General features: G+C 68.0%; 18 protein-coding genes, 1 tRNA gene and 1 riboswitch. Of the genes, 9 read left to right on the plus strand and 10 right to left on the minus strand.

What is annotated here, in order from left to right; all coding sequences use genetic code 11:
• Positions 1-84 precede the first annotated feature (84 nt).
• Positions 85-1275, plus strand: coding sequence for a helix-turn-helix domain-containing protein (locus OG300_RS40610; protein WP_405490533.1), 1191 nt, complete (start codon positions 85-87; stop codon positions 1273-1275).
• A gap of 71 nt (positions 1276-1346) precedes the next feature.
• Here the strand turns inward: OG300_RS40610 and OG300_RS40615 are convergent, their stop codons facing one another.
• Together OG300_RS40615 and OG300_RS40620 are read right to left on the minus strand one after the other, a co-directional pair.
• Positions 1347-1562, minus strand: a complete 216-nt coding sequence (locus OG300_RS40615) for a hypothetical protein (RefSeq protein ID WP_405490535.1) — start codon at positions 1560-1562, stop codon at positions 1347-1349.
• A gap of 54 nt (positions 1563-1616) precedes the next feature.
• Positions 1617-1689 (minus strand) — tRNA-Lys (locus OG300_RS40620).
• Between the two features lie 315 nt (positions 1690-2004).
• On the opposite strand from OG300_RS40620, the gene OG300_RS40625 reads away from it, so the two are divergent.
• Positions 2005-3204 carry an Ig-like domain-containing protein gene (locus OG300_RS40625; RefSeq protein WP_405490537.1) on the plus strand — a complete coding sequence of 400 codons (1200 nt, stop codon included), beginning with the start codon at positions 2005-2007 and terminating at the stop codon, positions 3202-3204.
• Positions 3205-3289: 85 nt separating this feature from the next.
• Here the strand turns inward: OG300_RS40625 and OG300_RS40630 are convergent, their stop codons facing one another.
• A complete protein-coding gene (locus tag OG300_RS40630) occupies positions 3290-3601 on the minus strand; it encodes a hypothetical protein (RefSeq protein ID WP_405490539.1) in 312 nt (103 codons plus the stop codon).
• A gap of 104 nt (positions 3602-3705) precedes the next feature.
• Positions 3706-4386 (minus strand): cyclase family protein, encoded by a 681-nt coding sequence (locus OG300_RS40635; RefSeq protein WP_405490541.1) that lies wholly within the window; start codon positions 4384-4386, stop codon positions 3706-3708.
• Positions 4387-4521: 135 nt separating this feature from the next.
• Positions 4522-4611, plus strand: a riboswitch (glycine riboswitch).
• 134 nt (positions 4612-4745) lie between these two features.
• Between OG300_RS40635 and OG300_RS40640 the strand changes: the two genes are divergently transcribed.
• Positions 4746-5273, plus strand: coding sequence for a hypothetical protein (locus OG300_RS40640; protein WP_405490543.1), 528 nt, complete (start codon positions 4746-4748; stop codon positions 5271-5273).
• Positions 5274-5335: 62 nt separating this feature from the next.
• On the opposite strand, the gene OG300_RS40645 is transcribed toward OG300_RS40640, so the two are convergent.
• A complete protein-coding gene (locus OG300_RS40645) occupies positions 5336-6172 on the minus strand; it encodes a class I SAM-dependent methyltransferase (protein WP_405490545.1) in 837 nt (278 codons plus the stop codon).
• A 68-nt stretch (positions 6173-6240) separates the two neighbouring features.
• Here OG300_RS40645 and OG300_RS40650 point away from each other — a divergent pair, with 68 nt between their 5' ends.
• Entirely contained in the window at positions 6241-6675 is a 435-nt protein-coding gene (locus OG300_RS40650) for a helix-turn-helix domain-containing protein (protein ID WP_405490547.1), read from the plus strand.
• A 1-nt stretch (position 6676) separates the two neighbouring features.
• On the opposite strand, the gene OG300_RS40655 is transcribed toward OG300_RS40650, so the two are convergent.
• On the minus strand, positions 6677-7819 hold the full coding sequence (locus OG300_RS40655; RefSeq protein ID WP_405490549.1) for an FAD-dependent oxidoreductase: 1143 nt from the start codon (positions 7817-7819) through the stop codon (positions 6677-6679).
• Positions 7820-7959: 140 nt separating this feature from the next.
• On the opposite strand from OG300_RS40655, the gene OG300_RS40660 reads away from it, so the two are divergent.
• The gene (locus OG300_RS40660; RefSeq protein WP_405490551.1) at positions 7960-8592 is read left to right on the plus strand and encodes a TetR/AcrR family transcriptional regulator; all 633 of its coding nucleotides are present in this window, start codon (positions 7960-7962) and stop codon (positions 8590-8592) included.
• A gap of 13 nt (positions 8593-8605) precedes the next feature.
• On the opposite strand, the gene OG300_RS40665 is transcribed toward OG300_RS40660, so the two are convergent.
• Positions 8606-9088 carry a MarR family winged helix-turn-helix transcriptional regulator gene (locus OG300_RS40665; protein ID WP_405490553.1) on the minus strand — a complete coding sequence of 161 codons (483 nt, stop codon included), beginning with the start codon at positions 9086-9088 and terminating at the stop codon, positions 8606-8608.
• A 105-nt stretch (positions 9089-9193) separates the two neighbouring features.
• On the opposite strand from OG300_RS40665, the gene OG300_RS40670 reads away from it, so the two are divergent.
• From OG300_RS40670 to OG300_RS40680, 3 genes are all read left to right on the plus strand, one after another.
• Complete coding sequence (locus OG300_RS40670; protein WP_405490555.1) at positions 9194-9832, plus strand: DUF4386 domain-containing protein; 639 nt, start codon at positions 9194-9196, stop codon at positions 9830-9832.
• Between the two features lie 35 nt (positions 9833-9867).
• Positions 9868-10632 (plus strand): SDR family NAD(P)-dependent oxidoreductase, encoded by a 765-nt coding sequence (locus OG300_RS40675; RefSeq protein WP_405490557.1) that lies wholly within the window; start codon positions 9868-9870, stop codon positions 10630-10632.
• Between the two features lie 239 nt (positions 10633-10871).
• A complete protein-coding gene (locus tag OG300_RS40680) occupies positions 10872-11144 on the plus strand; it encodes a hypothetical protein (protein ID WP_405490559.1) in 273 nt (90 codons plus the stop codon).
• 120 nt (positions 11145-11264) lie between these two features.
• Here the strand turns inward: OG300_RS40680 and bla are convergent, their stop codons facing one another.
• Together bla and OG300_RS40690 are read right to left on the minus strand one after the other, a co-directional pair.
• Positions 11265-12125 (minus strand): class A beta-lactamase, encoded by an 861-nt coding sequence (gene bla / locus OG300_RS40685; protein ID WP_405498849.1) that lies wholly within the window; start codon positions 12123-12125, stop codon positions 11265-11267.
• Positions 12126-12333: 208 nt separating this feature from the next.
• Positions 12334-14109, minus strand: coding sequence for a penicillin-binding transpeptidase domain-containing protein (locus OG300_RS40690; protein ID WP_405490561.1), 1776 nt, complete (start codon positions 14107-14109; stop codon positions 12334-12336).
• A 153-nt stretch (positions 14110-14262) separates the two neighbouring features.
• Between OG300_RS40690 and OG300_RS40695 the strand changes: the two genes are divergently transcribed.
• Complete coding sequence (locus OG300_RS40695) at positions 14263-15165, plus strand: serine hydrolase (RefSeq protein WP_405490563.1); 903 nt, start codon at positions 14263-14265, stop codon at positions 15163-15165.
• Here OG300_RS40695 and OG300_RS40700 read toward each other — a convergent pair.
• On the minus strand, positions 15117-16067 hold the full coding sequence (locus OG300_RS40700) for a LysR family transcriptional regulator (protein ID WP_405490565.1): 951 nt from the start codon (positions 16065-16067) through the stop codon (positions 15117-15119). The genes OG300_RS40695 and OG300_RS40700 overlap by 49 nt on opposite strands.
• Between the last annotated feature and the right edge of the window lie 13 nt (positions 16068-16080).

A 16080-nucleotide genomic window follows, 5' to 3' on the forward strand; every position in this document is an offset into this window, starting at 1 on the left:
AGTAGGACGCCATGTCCTACTCGTGCCCCGATTTCTCGCTACGCTCGGTGAGGCATCTCAGCCACCATCCACGAGGGACATCCAATGGACGAGCCGACCATCGGCGCACGTATCCGCCAATTCCGAGGAAACGCTCTGACGCAGAAGCAAGTTGCCGAACGCGCAGACATCAGCGTCGACCTCATCCGCAAGCTCGAACAGGGCAAACGTCGTGGCGCGTCGATCGCCACCCTGCATCGCATCGCGAAGGCACTCGACGTCGACATCGCCGATCTCGTCGGCAAGCGCTACGGCATCCCGTCGACCGACCCGGACGCCGGCGTCGTAGCGATTCGCCGCGCCCTGACCTCCGTTGACGACCTCCTCGATGAACCGGGCGATCAGCCCGTCACCATTGCTGACGCTCAGCGATCGGTCCACTACGCCTGGGGCGCTTACTGGAACGGCCGATACGAGGTGCTCACCTCGATCCTGCCGTCCGGCATTACACAGCTCCGGGCGACCGCACATGCCGCACAGGAACCCGATGTGGCATCGGCGCACGAGTTGCTGGCCCGCATGTACTGGGTGACAGGCTGCACGCTGGTGCACCTCGGACAAACGGATCCAGCGTTCATCGCGATCCGGGACGCTCTGGACGCCGCGAAGAAGGGCAACGACCCGCTGCTGTCCGCCACGCTGCAGGGCTCCGTTGCGTGGCAACTGCTGGTTCAGGGCCGCTATGAGGAATCGCATCGGGTCGCGCTCAAAGCCGCTGCTTCCGTTGAGCCTGTCGGCGATGTCGCTGAGGATCAGCTCGCCGTCTACGGGTCGCTCGTGTTGCAAGGTGCTACGGCGTCCGGGCGTAACCAGAAGACCGGTGCCGCACTGGATCTCGCGTCCGCTTCGGCGGAGGTTGCGACTCGACTGGGTGCTGACACCAAGCACTATGAATGCAACTTCGGGCCCAGCCAAGTCGTGATGCAGCAGGTCGATATCAATGTGTCGTCCGAGCGGTACCCCGAAGCGCTGGTCGTGGCGAAGGAGATGCCGAACCGCGGCGCCGGTCTTACGCAGGTATCGCAGGCTCGGCACCTTCTGGACCAGGCGGCGGCGTTGACGCGGATCGGCGAGCACCAGAAGGCACTCGACCTGCTGCTGACCTGTGAGCGTGTGGGCGGTGCGGAATGGACGAAGTACCAGTCGCTGATGAAGCAGGTTGTGGCCGAGCTACTTGACTACGACCGTCGCAGCCCGTTGCGGGCACTCGCGGACCGGGTCGGCGTGCACGTGTAGGACACGCTGTCCCTTCCGTTTGGAACGAAGCGTCGGTAAAATCCAGCAAGATCACCGGGCCTTCCGAGCGGCTAATCCTTGGATTCCAAGAGGATTTCAGCGAGCCAGCCGAGAAGCTCCCCTCGGAGTTGGCCGCATTCGCTCAACCGCTGCGTGACGACGTCGTCGGACTCCGCCGTCGCGACCGTTCGGGATGTGTCGAGGATCACGCGGATGCGGCGAGCGACGGCAACCTCCGGGATGGCGAGGTTCGGTCCGTAAGCTACAGCTGAAGCTACAGTAGCCATGATTAAGGCCCCTCCTGATCCAGCGTTTCCGCTGGCAGGAGGGGCCTTTTCTTGTGCGCCATCAGGGACTCGAACCCCGAACCCGCTGATTAAGAGTCAGCTGCTCTGCCAATTGAGCTAATGGCGCATTTCTCGCCGCCGGGGGCCTGGGCTCTCGCTCGGGCTCTCTGCGGTGCGGAAAGAACATTAACAGGGATGACCGTGGAAAGTGAAATCGCCCCCCTGAGCTGGTGGTTTGGTGAGGGTTGGGGAGTTGTTAACGCGGCGCGGTTGTTTGAGGATGTTCGGTACGAAGCGCTGTGGTGGGCGGGATGTTCGGCCGGGTTGGCAGACCGGGCGGGTGCGGACCGTTCGCGGCAGGCGAGGTGGGTCGAACTGGCGTGGCCGGGGCCGAGGCAGTCGGTGACCGGGTCGCGCTCCGAGACGTGGATCGGGGTTGCAGATGAGTGGTGGTCGCGGCAGGCGCGGGCTGGTGGCAGGCGCGGTGCTGACCGTGCTGGCGTTGGCGGTGGTCGGATGCTCGTCCGGCGGGAAGAGCGATTCCGCAACGGTGGCAATCGATTCCAACCCTATCGGTGAGCTGACGAAGCCGAAGCTGATCTCACCGATCAAGGATGGCGACAAGGGGGTGGCGCCCGCCGACATCACGTTGCGGGTCGAGGATGGCCGGTTCACCGCGGTGACGCTGACCAGCCCGGACGGCAAGCCGGTCAACGGGCAGCTGGCCCCGGACGGCAGTTCGTGGAAGTTGGCCGAGCAGTTGGGCTTCGGACGCACTTATCAGCTCACCGCGGCCGCTGTCGGGCTCGGTGGCGCGACCACCAGCACCATGAGCTTCACCACTATCTCGCCGCACAATCGCACGCATCCCTATCTGCTGCCCGCCGAGAACGACGTGGTCGGCATCGGGCAGCCGGTGGCCGTGCAGTTCGACGAGAACATCCCGGACCGCAAGGCCGCGCAGGCCGCGATAAAGATCACCACCACACCCGCGGTGGAGGGCGCGTTCTACTGGGTCAACAACCGCGAGGTGCGGTGGCGGCCGCAGAGCTATTGGGCGCCCGGCACCAAGGTCGATATCGCGGTGAACGTCTACGGGCGTGACCTCGGCAACGGGCTGGTCGGTGACACCGATCTGACCTCGAGCTTCAGCATCGGCGACGCGACCGTCTTCACCGCCGACGACGACACGAAGATGGTGACGGTGGAACGCAACGGGCAGGTGATCAAGACCATGCCGACCTCGATGGGCAAGAACTCCACGCCCACCGACAATGGCGTCTACATCGTCGGCGACAAATTCGACAAGATCATCATGGACTCCTCCACCTACGGCGTCCCGGTGAACTCGCCCAGCGGCTACAAGACTCCGGTCGACTGGGCGACGCGAATCTCCTACTCCGGCATCTTCTTTCACTCGGCCCCGTGGTCGGTGGGCGCGCAGGGCTCGTCCAATACCAGTCACGGCTGCCTGAATCTCAGTCCGTCCGACGCCAAATGGGTGTACGACAACGTCAAACGCGGCGACATCACGATCGTGAAGAACACGGTCGGCGGCACGCTGTCGGGCCTGGACGGGTTGGGCGACTGGAACATTCCGTGGGAGCAGTGGAAGGCCGGCAACGCCGACGACAACCGTTAGCGGCAACCGCCGCACACAACGCGAAGGGGCACCGGCGAATCCGCCGGTGCCCCTTCGCTGTGCTCGCTCCGGGTGACGTGGTGCGTCAGTGAATGATCGGGCCCACCGTGCCGGGCGAGACGCCGCCGCAGCCGAGTGCCGCCATCCCCGACAGCGCCGAGGCGCTGCCGATCACGGTGCACAGGCCCTTCTGGCCGGAATCGGTCGAGGAACCGCCCGCAGAGCCGAGACTGAAGCCCGAGGATCCGAAGACCTCCGACACCATCGGATCGGTGCTGGTGGTCGCCTTGGTGTCCGAGTTGGACGAGTCAGTGAGAACGATCTCCGCAGATGCGGCGGGTGCGACAGCCAGAATGGTCGCGGCGGCCAGTAAAGCGGATACAGCACAACGATTCACGTGGAGCATCTTTCTGGTCGAGCACGGTGCGGGGGCCCCGACTCCCCCCGGGATTGCATGAAGTCTACGAATATCGAGTGATCCGCGCTACAAACCCTGAACAATCAGGTATCAATCACAGTTTCCGTGGGTATCCGACTGTCCTCGATCCGTGCCACCGCCCGCACCGGAGCGCCGTCACCACCCGGGATGCGCAGCGGGAACAGCGAGACTTCGATCCGCGCCCCGGTCTGCTGCGCGGCCCGCACCTGCGCGAGATCGGTCAGATTCTCCGCGATCACCGCCTGCGCGCCGCACAGGATGCGATGCACCGGGATCTCGAGCGCCGGGGTGGGGTCGACACTGAGCGCGTCGATGCCCACGGTGCGCACGCCCGCGGCGATCAGCAGTTCGGCCGCGGCCGGGGTCAGGTGCGGATGGGCGAGGTATTCGACTGTGCCCCAATGCTGTGACCAGCCGGTTTCCACCAGCACGATGACGCCGGGCCGGACCTTGCCGGTGAAGTATTCGGGGCCGATCGCCCCGCGTGCGCCCGCGTCGCGCGCGTCCACCAGCACCGCGGGCCCCGCGAACCGTTCCAGCGGAAGCTCATCCAGGGCGGGCAGCGAATCGTCGATGTGCCGTGGGGCGTCGACGTGGGTGCCGGTCTGCGAACCCAACGCCAGGTGCAGCACGTTCACACCGTCGAGCGCGACGGTGAGTGCCGGTCGGACCGTGACCTCGGGATCGCCGGGGTACACCGGCATTCCGGTCAGGATCGGTACCGAGAGATCGATGATGCGCACGGATCGCCTGCCTCTCCGAGTTGTCGCGAGACTACCGTGAGTTCGGCCACAAGGCACCTGCCAGCAGTTTGCTGAATGGTGTCGGGAAGGTTGGCGTCGACTAGGGTCGTGAGATAACCGAACATCGGGCCGCTAGGAGTCGGAGCGGGAGAGTCCCCGCTCGACGGGGGCGCCGAAGGAGCAACCTCCCCGGAATCTCTCAGGCACAGCTACCGTTTCGACCAGGCCACTCTGGAAAGCAGGCGCACCGAGCGCCTCACCTACGGTGCAAGCCGCGTCAGCGGTGAAACTCTCAGGTCCCGTGACAGAGGGGGAGTTCCGATAGCCGGGCGGCTGCCCGGCGGACCAGAGGACCTCCCATGCCCGTCGTTTCCCCGGTAGTCCGTGTGAGTGGTGACATCTCCCTCGTCGATTGCCCGCCCCGTTCGGTGCGTCTTCCGTTGCCCGCCGCCGACGTCCTGACCGCCGCCGCGCGCGGCCGCCGTCCCGCCATCGCCGAACTGCTGCGCTTCACAAGGGTTTTCGTGACCGGATACTGCCGGGCCGGGCTGGGCACCATCCGGCTGTCGGACGAACTGGCCGTTCAGGTGTGCGAGGCCGTGGTGGGCGGCTGGCCCGCCGCGCACGCCGCGGGTCGCGACTTCCTCGAGTTCGCCTACTCGACCGCCCGGCGCGCGGTCCGGGTGTGCCGCTACGAGGTGCCCTCGTGCAGCCCGCTCACCCCATTGACCGATCTGCAGCGTGAGATCGTCACGCTGCGTGTGGTTCTCGGTCTCAGTGTGTCGGAAACAGCTGCGGCACTGCGTATCCCGATGCTGGAGGTGCATCGGGACAGTGGGCGCGCGTTGAAGACCCTGAGCGCCCGGCCGCATCGCCGCATCGCCTGAGGCGCGGCCAGACCTGGCCGCCTGGTCTGTCGAAATCGCTTACCGTCGAACAACATTCGAGGTCAGGCGTGTGCGGTGACCATCCAGCAGGCGGCGTTGTAGCGGACCTCGTTGCCGTGCACGAAGGGGGCGAAGGCTGCGCGCGCCGTTTCGATTACTCGGCTGCGCAAGGGTTCCTCGACGTTGGGGAGGATCTGGCCGAGGGGGCCGAAGCGGGAGAGGTAGCCGAGTAGTTCGGGTTCGGGCATGACGCTGGTGACATCGAGTTGGCTGATGTCGATGTCGGTCCAGCCGCTGGCTTCCAGGACGGTGGTGACGAACTCGCGGTCCGAGAAGCCGAATTGGCCGGGCGCGTTGGGGATTCGCGGAGGGAGGTCGGGGAGTAGGGGAGCGGCGGCGCGCTCGGCCGCTGTCATGAAGGGGTTGTCTTGCGTGTCGCGCCATACGATGGCGGTGAGGCTGCCGCCCGTACGTGTGGCGCGGCGGAGGTTGGTGAAGGCCGCGATCGGGTCGGGGAAGAACATCACTCCGAATCGGGACATGATCATGTCGAAGGTGGCGGGCTCGAAATCGTGGGTCTGGGCGTCGGCGCACAGGAAGCGCACCGGCAGGTCCTCGCGGTCGGCGTTCGCCTGGGCGGCGGTGACCATCGGCTCGGCGATGTCGACGCCGGTGCAGCGCACCTCGGAGCCCAGCGTCCGCGCCACCGCCAGGGTGGTCGCCCCGAAACCGCAGCCGACATCCAGCACATCGTGTGCGGATCTGGATTTCACGGCGTCGACGAGGATCGGTTCGAAGGGCTGCATGACCTGGGTGAGCATCGCCTGGGTGTCGACCCAGGCGTGTCCGGAGGGTCCGTTCCAGCGCGCGGATTGCTCGTTCTCGGCCGGAGTGGTCATGGTCGCGGTCCTTTCCTCGTGGGGCACCTCGATACACTGTCTCAATTCAAGTCGACTTGAGGTCAACCATGGAAACCCTGGATATCGGCGAGGTGGTGCGCCGCTGCGGCATCCCCGCCTCGACCCTGCGGTACTACGAGGAGAAGGGCCTGATCGTTTCCTCGGGCCGCCACGGCCTGCGCCGCCAATACGACGCCGATGTGCTCGAGCGCCTGGCGCTGATCTCCCTGGGCCGCACCGCCGGATTCAGTCTCGACGAGATCCCCCTGGTCTTCGGCGCCGGCGGTGAGCTGCGGGTGGACCGGGCGCTGCTCGCCACCAAGGCCGACGACCTCGACCGCACCATCGCCCGGCTCACCATCGTCAGCGCGGGCCTGCGTCACGCCGCCGCCTGCCCGGCCCCGAGGCACGCCGAATGCCCGACCTTCCGCCGCATCCTGCGTGCGGCGATGGACGGCGACCTGCCGAGTGTCGAGAACGTTCTGAAATCCGCTGTGCCGTAGCTCAACCGAAGAGCTGCCCGGCCATCCGGAGTGAGCTGTCGACGGTGTCGAAGCCGCGTGGCACCATCACCCGCTCGTAGTCGGCGACCGCCGCCAGCACGGACTTCTCACCCCGCGCGGCCGAAAGCAGTTCCGCCGCAAGGGTTGCCGCGTCCTGCAGTGCCGTGTTCGCGCCGACGCCGCCGGTGGGCGGCATGGTGTGGATGGCGTCGCCCAGCAGGGTGATCGGCCCGGACCGCCACGGTTCCAGGCGCTGTCCGGCGCGAATCGTGATGGGGAAGAAGCTGTCCGGGTCGGCGTGCGCGATGAGGGCTCGCAGCTTCGGATGCCAGTCCGCGGTGGCGGCCGTGACGACCTGCCACAGGTCGGCGGGATCCAGCCGGTAGAGCCGGTCGTCGGGGACGCCGAGCTGCTCGGTGGTCGCGGCGTAGGCAACCATCAGGTAGTCGACGGCCCCGACCGGGCGGTCGCGGAAGCGCTGCGGAGCGAACCCGACCCCGCTGCCGGATTCGCCTGCGACCCAGATGAATCCGCGATCGAAATCCGCGGGCAGCAGCGTGGTGGTCTGCGCGGTGAGGGGCATCCGCCCGTACAGGCAGCGCAACCCGAGATCGCGTACCTCCGCCTGCGGCAGCAGCCGTCGCCGCACCGGTGAACCGACGCCGTCCGCGCCGATCAGCAGGTCGCCCTCGTCCCCGCCGCCCTCCGCGAATTCGATACGGACACGGCCGGATTCGGTGATCCGGTAGTCGGTGAGGGTGTGCCCGAAGTGCACGGCGTCGTCGAGGCCGGTGAGCAGGCCGCGGCGGAAGGTCTCGCGATCCACGTGGGTGATCTCGTCGTCGCCGAGGCCGTCGAAGGTCTGCGCCATGGTCTGCCGCAGGTCGCTCGTGTATCCCGCCACCAGGTCGCCGTTGATGCCGCTGGTGCGCAGGATGGTGTCGAGCACCTCGGTGGGCAGACAGGCGCGCAGGGCCGCGTTGCCGTTGCCGTCGATGTGGATGCGATAGCCCTGGTTTCGGGTGCGCGGGCTCGGATCCTGTTCGTGCACGGCCACCTCGATGCCGCCGCGCCGGAGGGCCTGAGCGAGTGCCAACCCGCCGAGCCCGCCGCCGGAGATGAGCACTTTTCCGAGTCCGGACATGATTTTCCACCTTCTCGCTCTGGTGACCGTGCCGTTCGCGGCCGTGCCTCCATCGTCAACCGCCCTCATGAAGTTGTCAATCGTTTGTTTGATTAATTCATGGTGATAGATGATTGTGCTGACCGAGGTAGCATCACCGCATGCCGTCGTCGAAACCGCGCAGGTCGCCCGGCCCGCAGGAGCGCCAACGCGATCCCGAGCGCACCCGTGCGCTGATCCTGGAGGCGGCCGCCGCCGAGTTCGGCGCACACGGCTACGCGGGCGCGCGGATCAGCGCCATCGCCACCCGTGCTGGGGTCAACCAGCAGCTGATCTCGTACTACTTCGATGGCAAAGAGGGCCTGTACAAGGCGATTTCGCAGCAGTGGCGCGAGCGGCAGCGCGAACTCGCCCCGCCGGAGCTGTCGCTGCCCGAGCAGATGCGCAACTTCGCGCTGGAAGCGGCGCGCAACCCGGCGGCGGCCCGGCTGCTGGCCTGGAGCGGCCTCGAATACGCCGGCGCGGAAGCGGATTCGGAGCGCGACGCGCGCACCGACATGTTCGCGCCGGCCATCGAGCGGCTGCGCGCGCTACAGGAATCGGGTGGGCTGTCCGCCGAACTGGATCCGGCGGTGCTGCTGGTCATGCTGATGGCTGCGGCCATGGCCCCGACCACGCTGCCGCAGGTCATCGCCGGGATCGACGGTGGCGATCCGAGCTCGCCCGTGGTGATCGAGCGGTTCGCGGATCAGATCGCGGTGCTGGGCCGGTTGCTCGGCCTCGAATCCGCCTGACGCGCAGCCGTTTTCACTCCCGCTTGTAGCCCGGGTGCACCCCGGGGGTGAGCCCCTGGTCGGCGGCGATTCGCACCAGGAGCGCCGACAGCTGCTTGTGCTCGGCCTCGCTGAGCGAGCGGCACAGATTTTCCTCGGCTTCGCGCGCGACCGCGGCGATTTTCAGCAGTGCGCCGCGGCCCTCCTCGGTCAGGTAGAGCGCGTGCAACCGGCGGTCGTCGGGATTGCGCCTGCGTTCGATCAGCCCGCGCTGCTCGAGCTTGTCGGCGAATTGCACGAACCGGCTGGGCGGCATGCCGAGCTCGTCGGCCAGTTCGCGCTGACTGCGGCCGGGCTGGGCGATCAGGAGCCGCAGCAGTCCGGCGTGGGCGGGCGTCAGGTCGAGGGCAGCGGTGCGTTCCGCGAATCGGTTCGCGGCATAGGCCCCGACCTGCGCCAATAGGAATCCGACCGCGGTGAGTGCGCGTTGCGGCTGAGCCTCCTGGTTCGCATCCATGGGCGTAATCGTAGCAGCGGGAAAACGATGCACCCTTGACAATCGTTACAAACTGTAATCATTATTGGAGGCATACGGATCGCCCGAGATCGAAGGAACCCCGACATGAGCACCACCACCACCACCGTCGCTCGCCCCGCTCGACTCAGTCCCGCCCTGCTCGCCCCGGCCATCGCCTTCGCGGTACTGACCGTCGCCTACGTCGCCACCAATGCCCGCACCCCGCATCCGGACGCGAGCGGAGCCGACGTGCTCACCTACACCACCGCGCACACCGGGCTCATCAACGCCGGTTCGGCCCTGCTGCTGCTGTCCGCCGCGCCGCTGGCGATCCTGGCCGGAGTGATCCAGCGGCAGCTGGCCGGACCCGCCATCACCGCGATCGGCGGCGCGCTGGCCGCCGGTGCGCTCACCCTCAGCGCGCTGTTCGGCTGGGCCGGGGCGCGGCTACCCGCTTCGGCCGCACCGGAATTGGCTCGCGCGCTGGCCGACCTGGGATTCCTCAGCGGCGGCCCGGCCTATGCTGCCGGATTCGGGCTGCTGGTGCTGGGCATCGTGATTCCCGCACTGCTGCAACGGAAGCTGCCGTCCTGGCTGGTGTGGCTCGGCATCGCGATCACGGTCGTGGCGGCGGTGTCGGCGCTGGGGCTGGTGGCGTCCGCGCTCACCGTGCTGATGCCGGTGGTCCGTTTCGGCGGACTGCTGTGGCTGACCACCACCGTCGTCTTCCTGTCCCGTCGCTGAAAACCACTGTCCACCTTTCGGAAAGGCTCACTCTCATGCTCAGCTCCTACGCCGACCTCTCAGGTAAGTCTGCCGTCGTCACCGGAGGCTCGCGTGGCATCGGGGCACGTACCGCCCGCATGCTCGCCGCCCAGGGCGTGCGGGTGTGCGTGATCGGACGCGACAAGAACGCCCTCGACGACGTGGTCGCCGAGATCAGCGCGGCGGGCGGCACCGCCATCGGCGCGGTCGCCGACGTCACCTCCGCCGCCGAGCTGGCCGCCGCCCGCGACCAGGTCGAGACCGAATTCGGGCGGGTCGACATTCTCGCGGCCTTCGCCGGTGGCATGGGCTATCCGACCCCGATTTCCGAACTCACCGAACAGTTCTGGCGTCGGGTGCTGGACTCGGATCTGACGTCGGTGTTCCTGACCGTGCAGGCCTTCCTGCCGGGGCTGCTGGCGCAGGGGTCGGGCAGCATCATCACGATGGCGTCGGCGGCGGGACGGCAGCCCAGCCAGGCCAACCTCGCCTACGGGGTGGCCAATGCCGGGGTCGTCATGCTGACCCGGCACCTCGCCACCGAGGTCGGGCCGCGCGGCATTCGCGTGAATGCCCTTGCGCCGTCGTCGATCCTGACCGAGAAGGTGGCCGCGAACATGCCCGAGGCGGTGCAGCAGCAGGTGGCCGCGGCGCATCCGCTGCGGCGGCTCGGCCTGCCGGAGGATGTCGCGGAAGCAGCGTTGTTCCTGGCCTCGGACGCCTCGTCCTATCTGAGCGGGATCACGATCGACGTGGCGGGCGGGCGGATCACCAACTGAGCAGCACGCTTCCGAAGGCGGCGACCCGGCCGGGTCGCCGCCTTTCTGTTCCGGGTCCGGTAACTTTCCGCGCCCCCGCGGGGACGAGGTCATCGGGCACACCGATCAAGGCTGCACCTGGCATTTCGCGCCGAGCGGTGACGGACTCGACCTGACCTCCACCGATCAATACTGCTTCAACAACGTGATCCAATCCGGATACAACATCTACTACTGGCACGTAACCGTGCAGGGCGAGCGTGAGCGGGAACAGTTGCGCGCCAACAGCTATCAGTGCCTTCGGCACCGTCGACTTCACCCTCGACACCGGCAAGCGCACCCGTGCCGATATCGCCGATCCGGCCGATCCCGCCCGGCTGTTCACCGGATCGTGGGCCTACGATCCGGTGAACCCGGCGTACCTGAACAACCTCAATTCGATGACGGTTGCGACTGGACCTTCGACACGGCGGGCAACACCGCCGAACTCGCGCCTGCGAACCAGGTCTGCCACGCCGCCGACGGTGATGTGAGCATGTCCTTCTGGTCACTCGCCTCCGATGGACGCCAGCTCGCCTCCATCCTCAACGGCACGGATGCGCAGGGCCACATCTACTTCGTGGGCAGTGGCTTGTCGAGTCGCCGGTGAGGTGCTAGCGCACGGCCCCGACCGCTTCCTTCGCCGCCGCCGCGATCAGCGAATTGTCGCTCTGCGCAGCCTGATCCGGCTTGGTGGTCAGCACCGCGACCACCAGCGGCGCGGCATTGCCGGTGGGCCAGGTGACGGCGATGTCGTTGGCGGTCCCGTAGTCGCCGGAGCCGGTCTTGTCCCCGGTCTTCCAGTCCGCGGGCAGACCGGCGCGGATGCGTTCCCCGCCGGTCGAGGTGGCCAGCAGCCAGTCGGTGAGCTGCGCACGCTCGGGGGCGGCCAGGGCGTCGCCCACGACCAGGGCGCGATAGTCGGCGGCGAGGGCGGCCGGAGTGCTGGTATCGCGTTCGTCGCCAGGGATATTGGTGTTCACGTCCGGCTCCCAGCGATCCATGCGGGTGGTCTGATCGCCGATCGAACGCAGGAACGCGGTGAGCGCCTGCGGGCCGCCGAGCAGTTTCAACAGCTGGTTGCCCGCCGTGTTGTCGCTGACGGTGATGGCGGCGTGGCACAGCTCGCTCGCGGTCATGCCGGAATCGACCCGGGTGTTGGAGATCGGCGAGTTCGCGACCAGCTCGTCCTTGGTGAAATGCTGGACCTGGTCGAAGAATCCGCTGCTCAGCGGGTGCGCGTGCAGCAGTGCGCCACAGGCCAGGGCCTTGAAGGTCGAGTCGAAGGCGAACCGTTCGTCCTGCCGGTAGCCGAAGGTCTTGCCGCTGCCGGTGTCGACGGCGAACACGCCCACCCGCGCCCCGCGCTGTTGCTCGAGATCACGCAGCGCGGTGTCGTCGGTCTTGGCGGCGGACGTCGCGGAAACACTCGGCGTCGCTTCGCTTTTCGAGGACGAGTCGCATCCGGCGGCCAGCGGGGCAAGCAACAGCAGCGATGCCAGGGCGCCGTATTTCAGGGTCGACAAAACAAACCTCTCTTCGTCGGAACTGTGTCACCCGCGCACCCGTGGGACGCCTGCGGGTCAGGGGGTTTCGGCGCCGGTCGAGGGACCGGGCCGCGCGTATCCGGCTCTCGCCGTGTGGATTCCGGCCGGGTTATCGGCCGACGTGATGAAGATGTGGTCAGTGCGGTGCGCGCAGCATGCGACCGGCGGCCTGCACGGCCGGGTCGGAACTGCCCGCGTCGCTGATGAATACGGCGAACGCGAGATCACCGTCGATGCCGACGAACCAGCCGTGCGCGTGCTTGTCGTCGATGTACTCTGCGGTGCCGGTCTTGCCGAGCAGGCCGGGGATGTCGCGCAGCGAGGTGGCGGTGCCGCCGGTAATGGTCTCGCGCATCATGGTTTTCACCTGATCGGCGATGGTCGGCGGCAGTGCGGGCGGCTGCTTGTTTGCGGTGCCGGGCTGGCCCTGCACCACGGTCGGGGCGGGCACCGAGCCGTGCGCCAGAGCGGCTGCCACCAGCGCCATTCCGAACGGCGACGCGGTCACCGTGCCCTGTCCGATGCCTTCCTCGACCCGCAGCGCGGGAGTGTCGGCGGTCGGCACCTTGCCGGTCACGGTGGTCAGGCCGGGGGTGACGTAGTCGATGCCCAGTCCGAGCTGAGCCGCCGCATTGGTGAGCCCGTCGGGTGCGAGGCCGACCGCCAGCCGTCCCATGGTGGTGTTGCAGGACTTGGCGAACGCGGTGTGCAGTGGCACCTGTCCGAGGTCGAACTTGTTGTCGTTCGGGATCTCCCGGCCCTCGATGTTCTCCTCGCCGGGGCAGGCGACGACGGTGTCGGGGGTGACCGAACCGGCTTGCAGGGCGGCGGACACGGTGACGGTCTTGAAGGTGGAACCCGGCGGGTACAGGCCGGTCAACCCGATCGGCCCCTGCGCGTCTCCGGCCGTGTTCTGCGCCATGGCCAGCACGTTCCCGGTGGAGGGCTGCAACGCGACAATGGCGGCCGGAGTGGTGATGGGGGCCAGCGCGGCCTCCGCCGCCCGCTGCAAGGCGACATCTAACGTCGTGCGAATGTCATTGACCGGCTTGGGATCCGGACCGCCGACCCGCTGGGTGCCGTCGGTGCCCTGCGCGCGCACCGCCCATCCGGCGGCGGCATCGGCCTGCTGCTGCCACAGATCCGACAGGCCGGAGAAGGTCGGCGAGGACAGTGCCTTGTCTACGGTGAGCAACCGGGTCTGCTGGGCGAGCGTGACATTCGGTAGCGCCGCGAGTGCGGGCTGCACGATGGTGGCGTCGGCATCGCGCAGGGTGATGGCGGTGATCGACTTGCCCTGTGCGCCAGCCATTTCCGATCCCAGGCTGGCGGCGGTGACATCCGGGGCCACCGGGGCCAGTGCCGCCGCGACGGCCCCGAGATCCGCACCGGGCGCGACGTTCACCAGCGTCACCACCTGCTGGGTGAGCAGATCACCGCCCGCGCTGTCGAGAATCTTGGCGGGCGCCGGATAGGCGGGGCCGAACGACAGCGGGCCGAGGTTCAGGCCGGGGGCGACGGTGGTGGGATCCCAGAACACCTTCCAGTCGCCGTTGTCCTGATCCGCGCGACCGGACGTCGTGTAGGTCCACACGTCCTTGCCGTCGGCGCCGAGCTTCCAGGTGGCGGCGAGGGTGAAGGTCGCGCCGGTATCGGTCTTCTCGATCTTCGACGCCTCGAAGCTCACCTGCTTGCCGAGGTTGTCGTAGAGCGGGCCCAGTGCGGCGGTGGCCTTGGCCGGGTCGGTGGTCGCGGCGGCGGCCGCGGTGACGTCGTCGCGATTGATGGCGTCGGTGAAACCGTTCACCGCCTTCGCCAACGGGTCCTCGCCCGACTTCGAGCATGCCGTCGCGGTGACCAGCATCGCCGCCGCCACGACACCGGTGAGCGCTCGCCTGCTGAACTTCGCCATACACGCACCCCAACACGGATCACCCGTGCCTGTCCAAGACCAACACGGGTGAGAACCGATAAGTGAATCGATATCGTCGCTGGATGCGAGTGGTCGCGTGCGTGGGTCACGGGCGGTTGACAGGGTGGGAACGGCACCGGCAATGCTGGGGGAGTGGACGAGATCTTCCGGAAGGCCGGTGTACGCGGGTGGGTGCACGCCCGATGTTTCGGCTGTGACGCCGAGACCGGCTCGGGCGCGGACGAACCCGTGGTGCTGTCGTCGGTGGTGAAAGTGCTGCTGGTGCTGGAGTTCGCGCGGCAGGTGACCGCCGGACAGCTCGACCCGACCGACCGGGTGCGCGCCACCGCCGCCGACCGGCTCGGCGGTGTCGGCACCGCGGGCTGCCTCGACGATGTCGAATACAGCCTGCGCGACGCGGCCTGGTTCACCCTCACACTGAGCGACAACACCGCCGCCGACCTGCTTTTCGATCGGGTCGGGGTGGAGAACGTGCGATCGCTGGCCCGGGAACTCGGGCTCACCGCCACCCGGGTCGTCGGCTCGCTGCGCGACATCCTGCAAAGCATGGCCGAGGACATCGGCGCTCGTGACCTGCACGAATTCGCCGCTCGCTTCCCAGGTTCCAGCGTGGACGAGATCTTCGGCACCCGCGCGGTGGACCCGCTGCGCACCACTGCGAGCACCGCGCGCGACATGACCCGGCTACTGCTGCTGATCGGACAGGATCGGGCGGGCGCCCCGGAGGCCTGCCGCTGGGTGCGAGATCTCATGCGCGAGCAGGTGTACGGGCATCGACTGCCCTCCGCGTTCCCGTCCGACACCGGCATCTGGTCCAAGACAGGCACGCTGCCGGGCATCCGCAACGAGATCGGCGTCGTCGAGTACCCGGACGGAAGTCGTTATGCCGTAGCCGTTTTCACCGCTTCGGAGAATCTGCACGGACGGCAGCCGGAGGTGGATCGGGCGATCGGCCTGGCGGGGCGCGCGGCGATCGAGGGCATCGCTCACTGCCTGCCGTGCACCGCGTTCCAGGGTCGCCGCTCGGCGGTGTGAAGCGGTGCGGGCCGGGAAGCCCCGTCGCCCTGCATGACCGCGACGATCAGCTCGGCCAGCTCCCGGACCAGCGGATGCGGGGCGGCCGCGGGCCAGGTCAGCGCCAGTCGCCAGGTCAGCGTGCCCTCCGGCAGCGGCCGCCACACCACGCGCGGCTCCTTCTGCGCCACCAGGCCCTGATCGAAGGCGACACCGCGCCCGGAAAGCACCATGCCCAGCACGAATTCGGGATTGCGGGCGTGCTGCACCGAGGTCGGGCGGAAGCCGTGCTCCCAGCAGGTGCGCAGGGTGGCGTCGTAGAGCCCGGGCGCGGCGGCGCGCGGGAAGATCACCAGGCCGTGCCCGGCCAGATCGGCCAGGGTGAGCGCGGCGCGGGCCGCCAGCGGCGAATCGCGCGGAAGCACCACGCCCAGCGGGGTTTCCACCGCCGGACCCGATTGCAGGCCGACCACGTCCACCGGATATTGCAGCAGGCCCGCGTCGAGTTGCCGATCCGCGAGCAGGCCGACCTGCTCGGCGGTGGTCAACTCCTGTAGATCGACTCGCACCTCACGACTCTCGAACGCGGTGAGAATCGCGGCCAGCACCCGGCCCGCCAGCTCCGGCGGCACCCCGACCCGCAGTGCGTCGATCTCACCGCGATGGGCCTTGCCGACCAGCGAGCGCGCTCGTTCCCAGCGGGCGATCAGATCGCGGGCCTCGACCAGGAAGATCTGTCCGGCCTCGGTCAGCGCGACCCGGCGGCTGTCGCGATCCAGCAACCGGGCGCCCAGATCCGTCTCGAGCTTGCGGATGCGCTGGCTCAACGCGGGCTGCGCGATCCGCAGCCGCTCGGCCGCCCGCCCGAAATGCAGCTCCTCGGCGACGGCGATGAAATAGCGCAACTGGCGAAGCGGATCCACCCCGGCGACGATA

This window comes from Nocardia sp. NBC_00511, from assembly GCF_045161165.1.
Taxonomy (GTDB): Bacteria; Actinomycetota; Actinomycetes; order Mycobacteriales; family Mycobacteriaceae; genus Nocardia.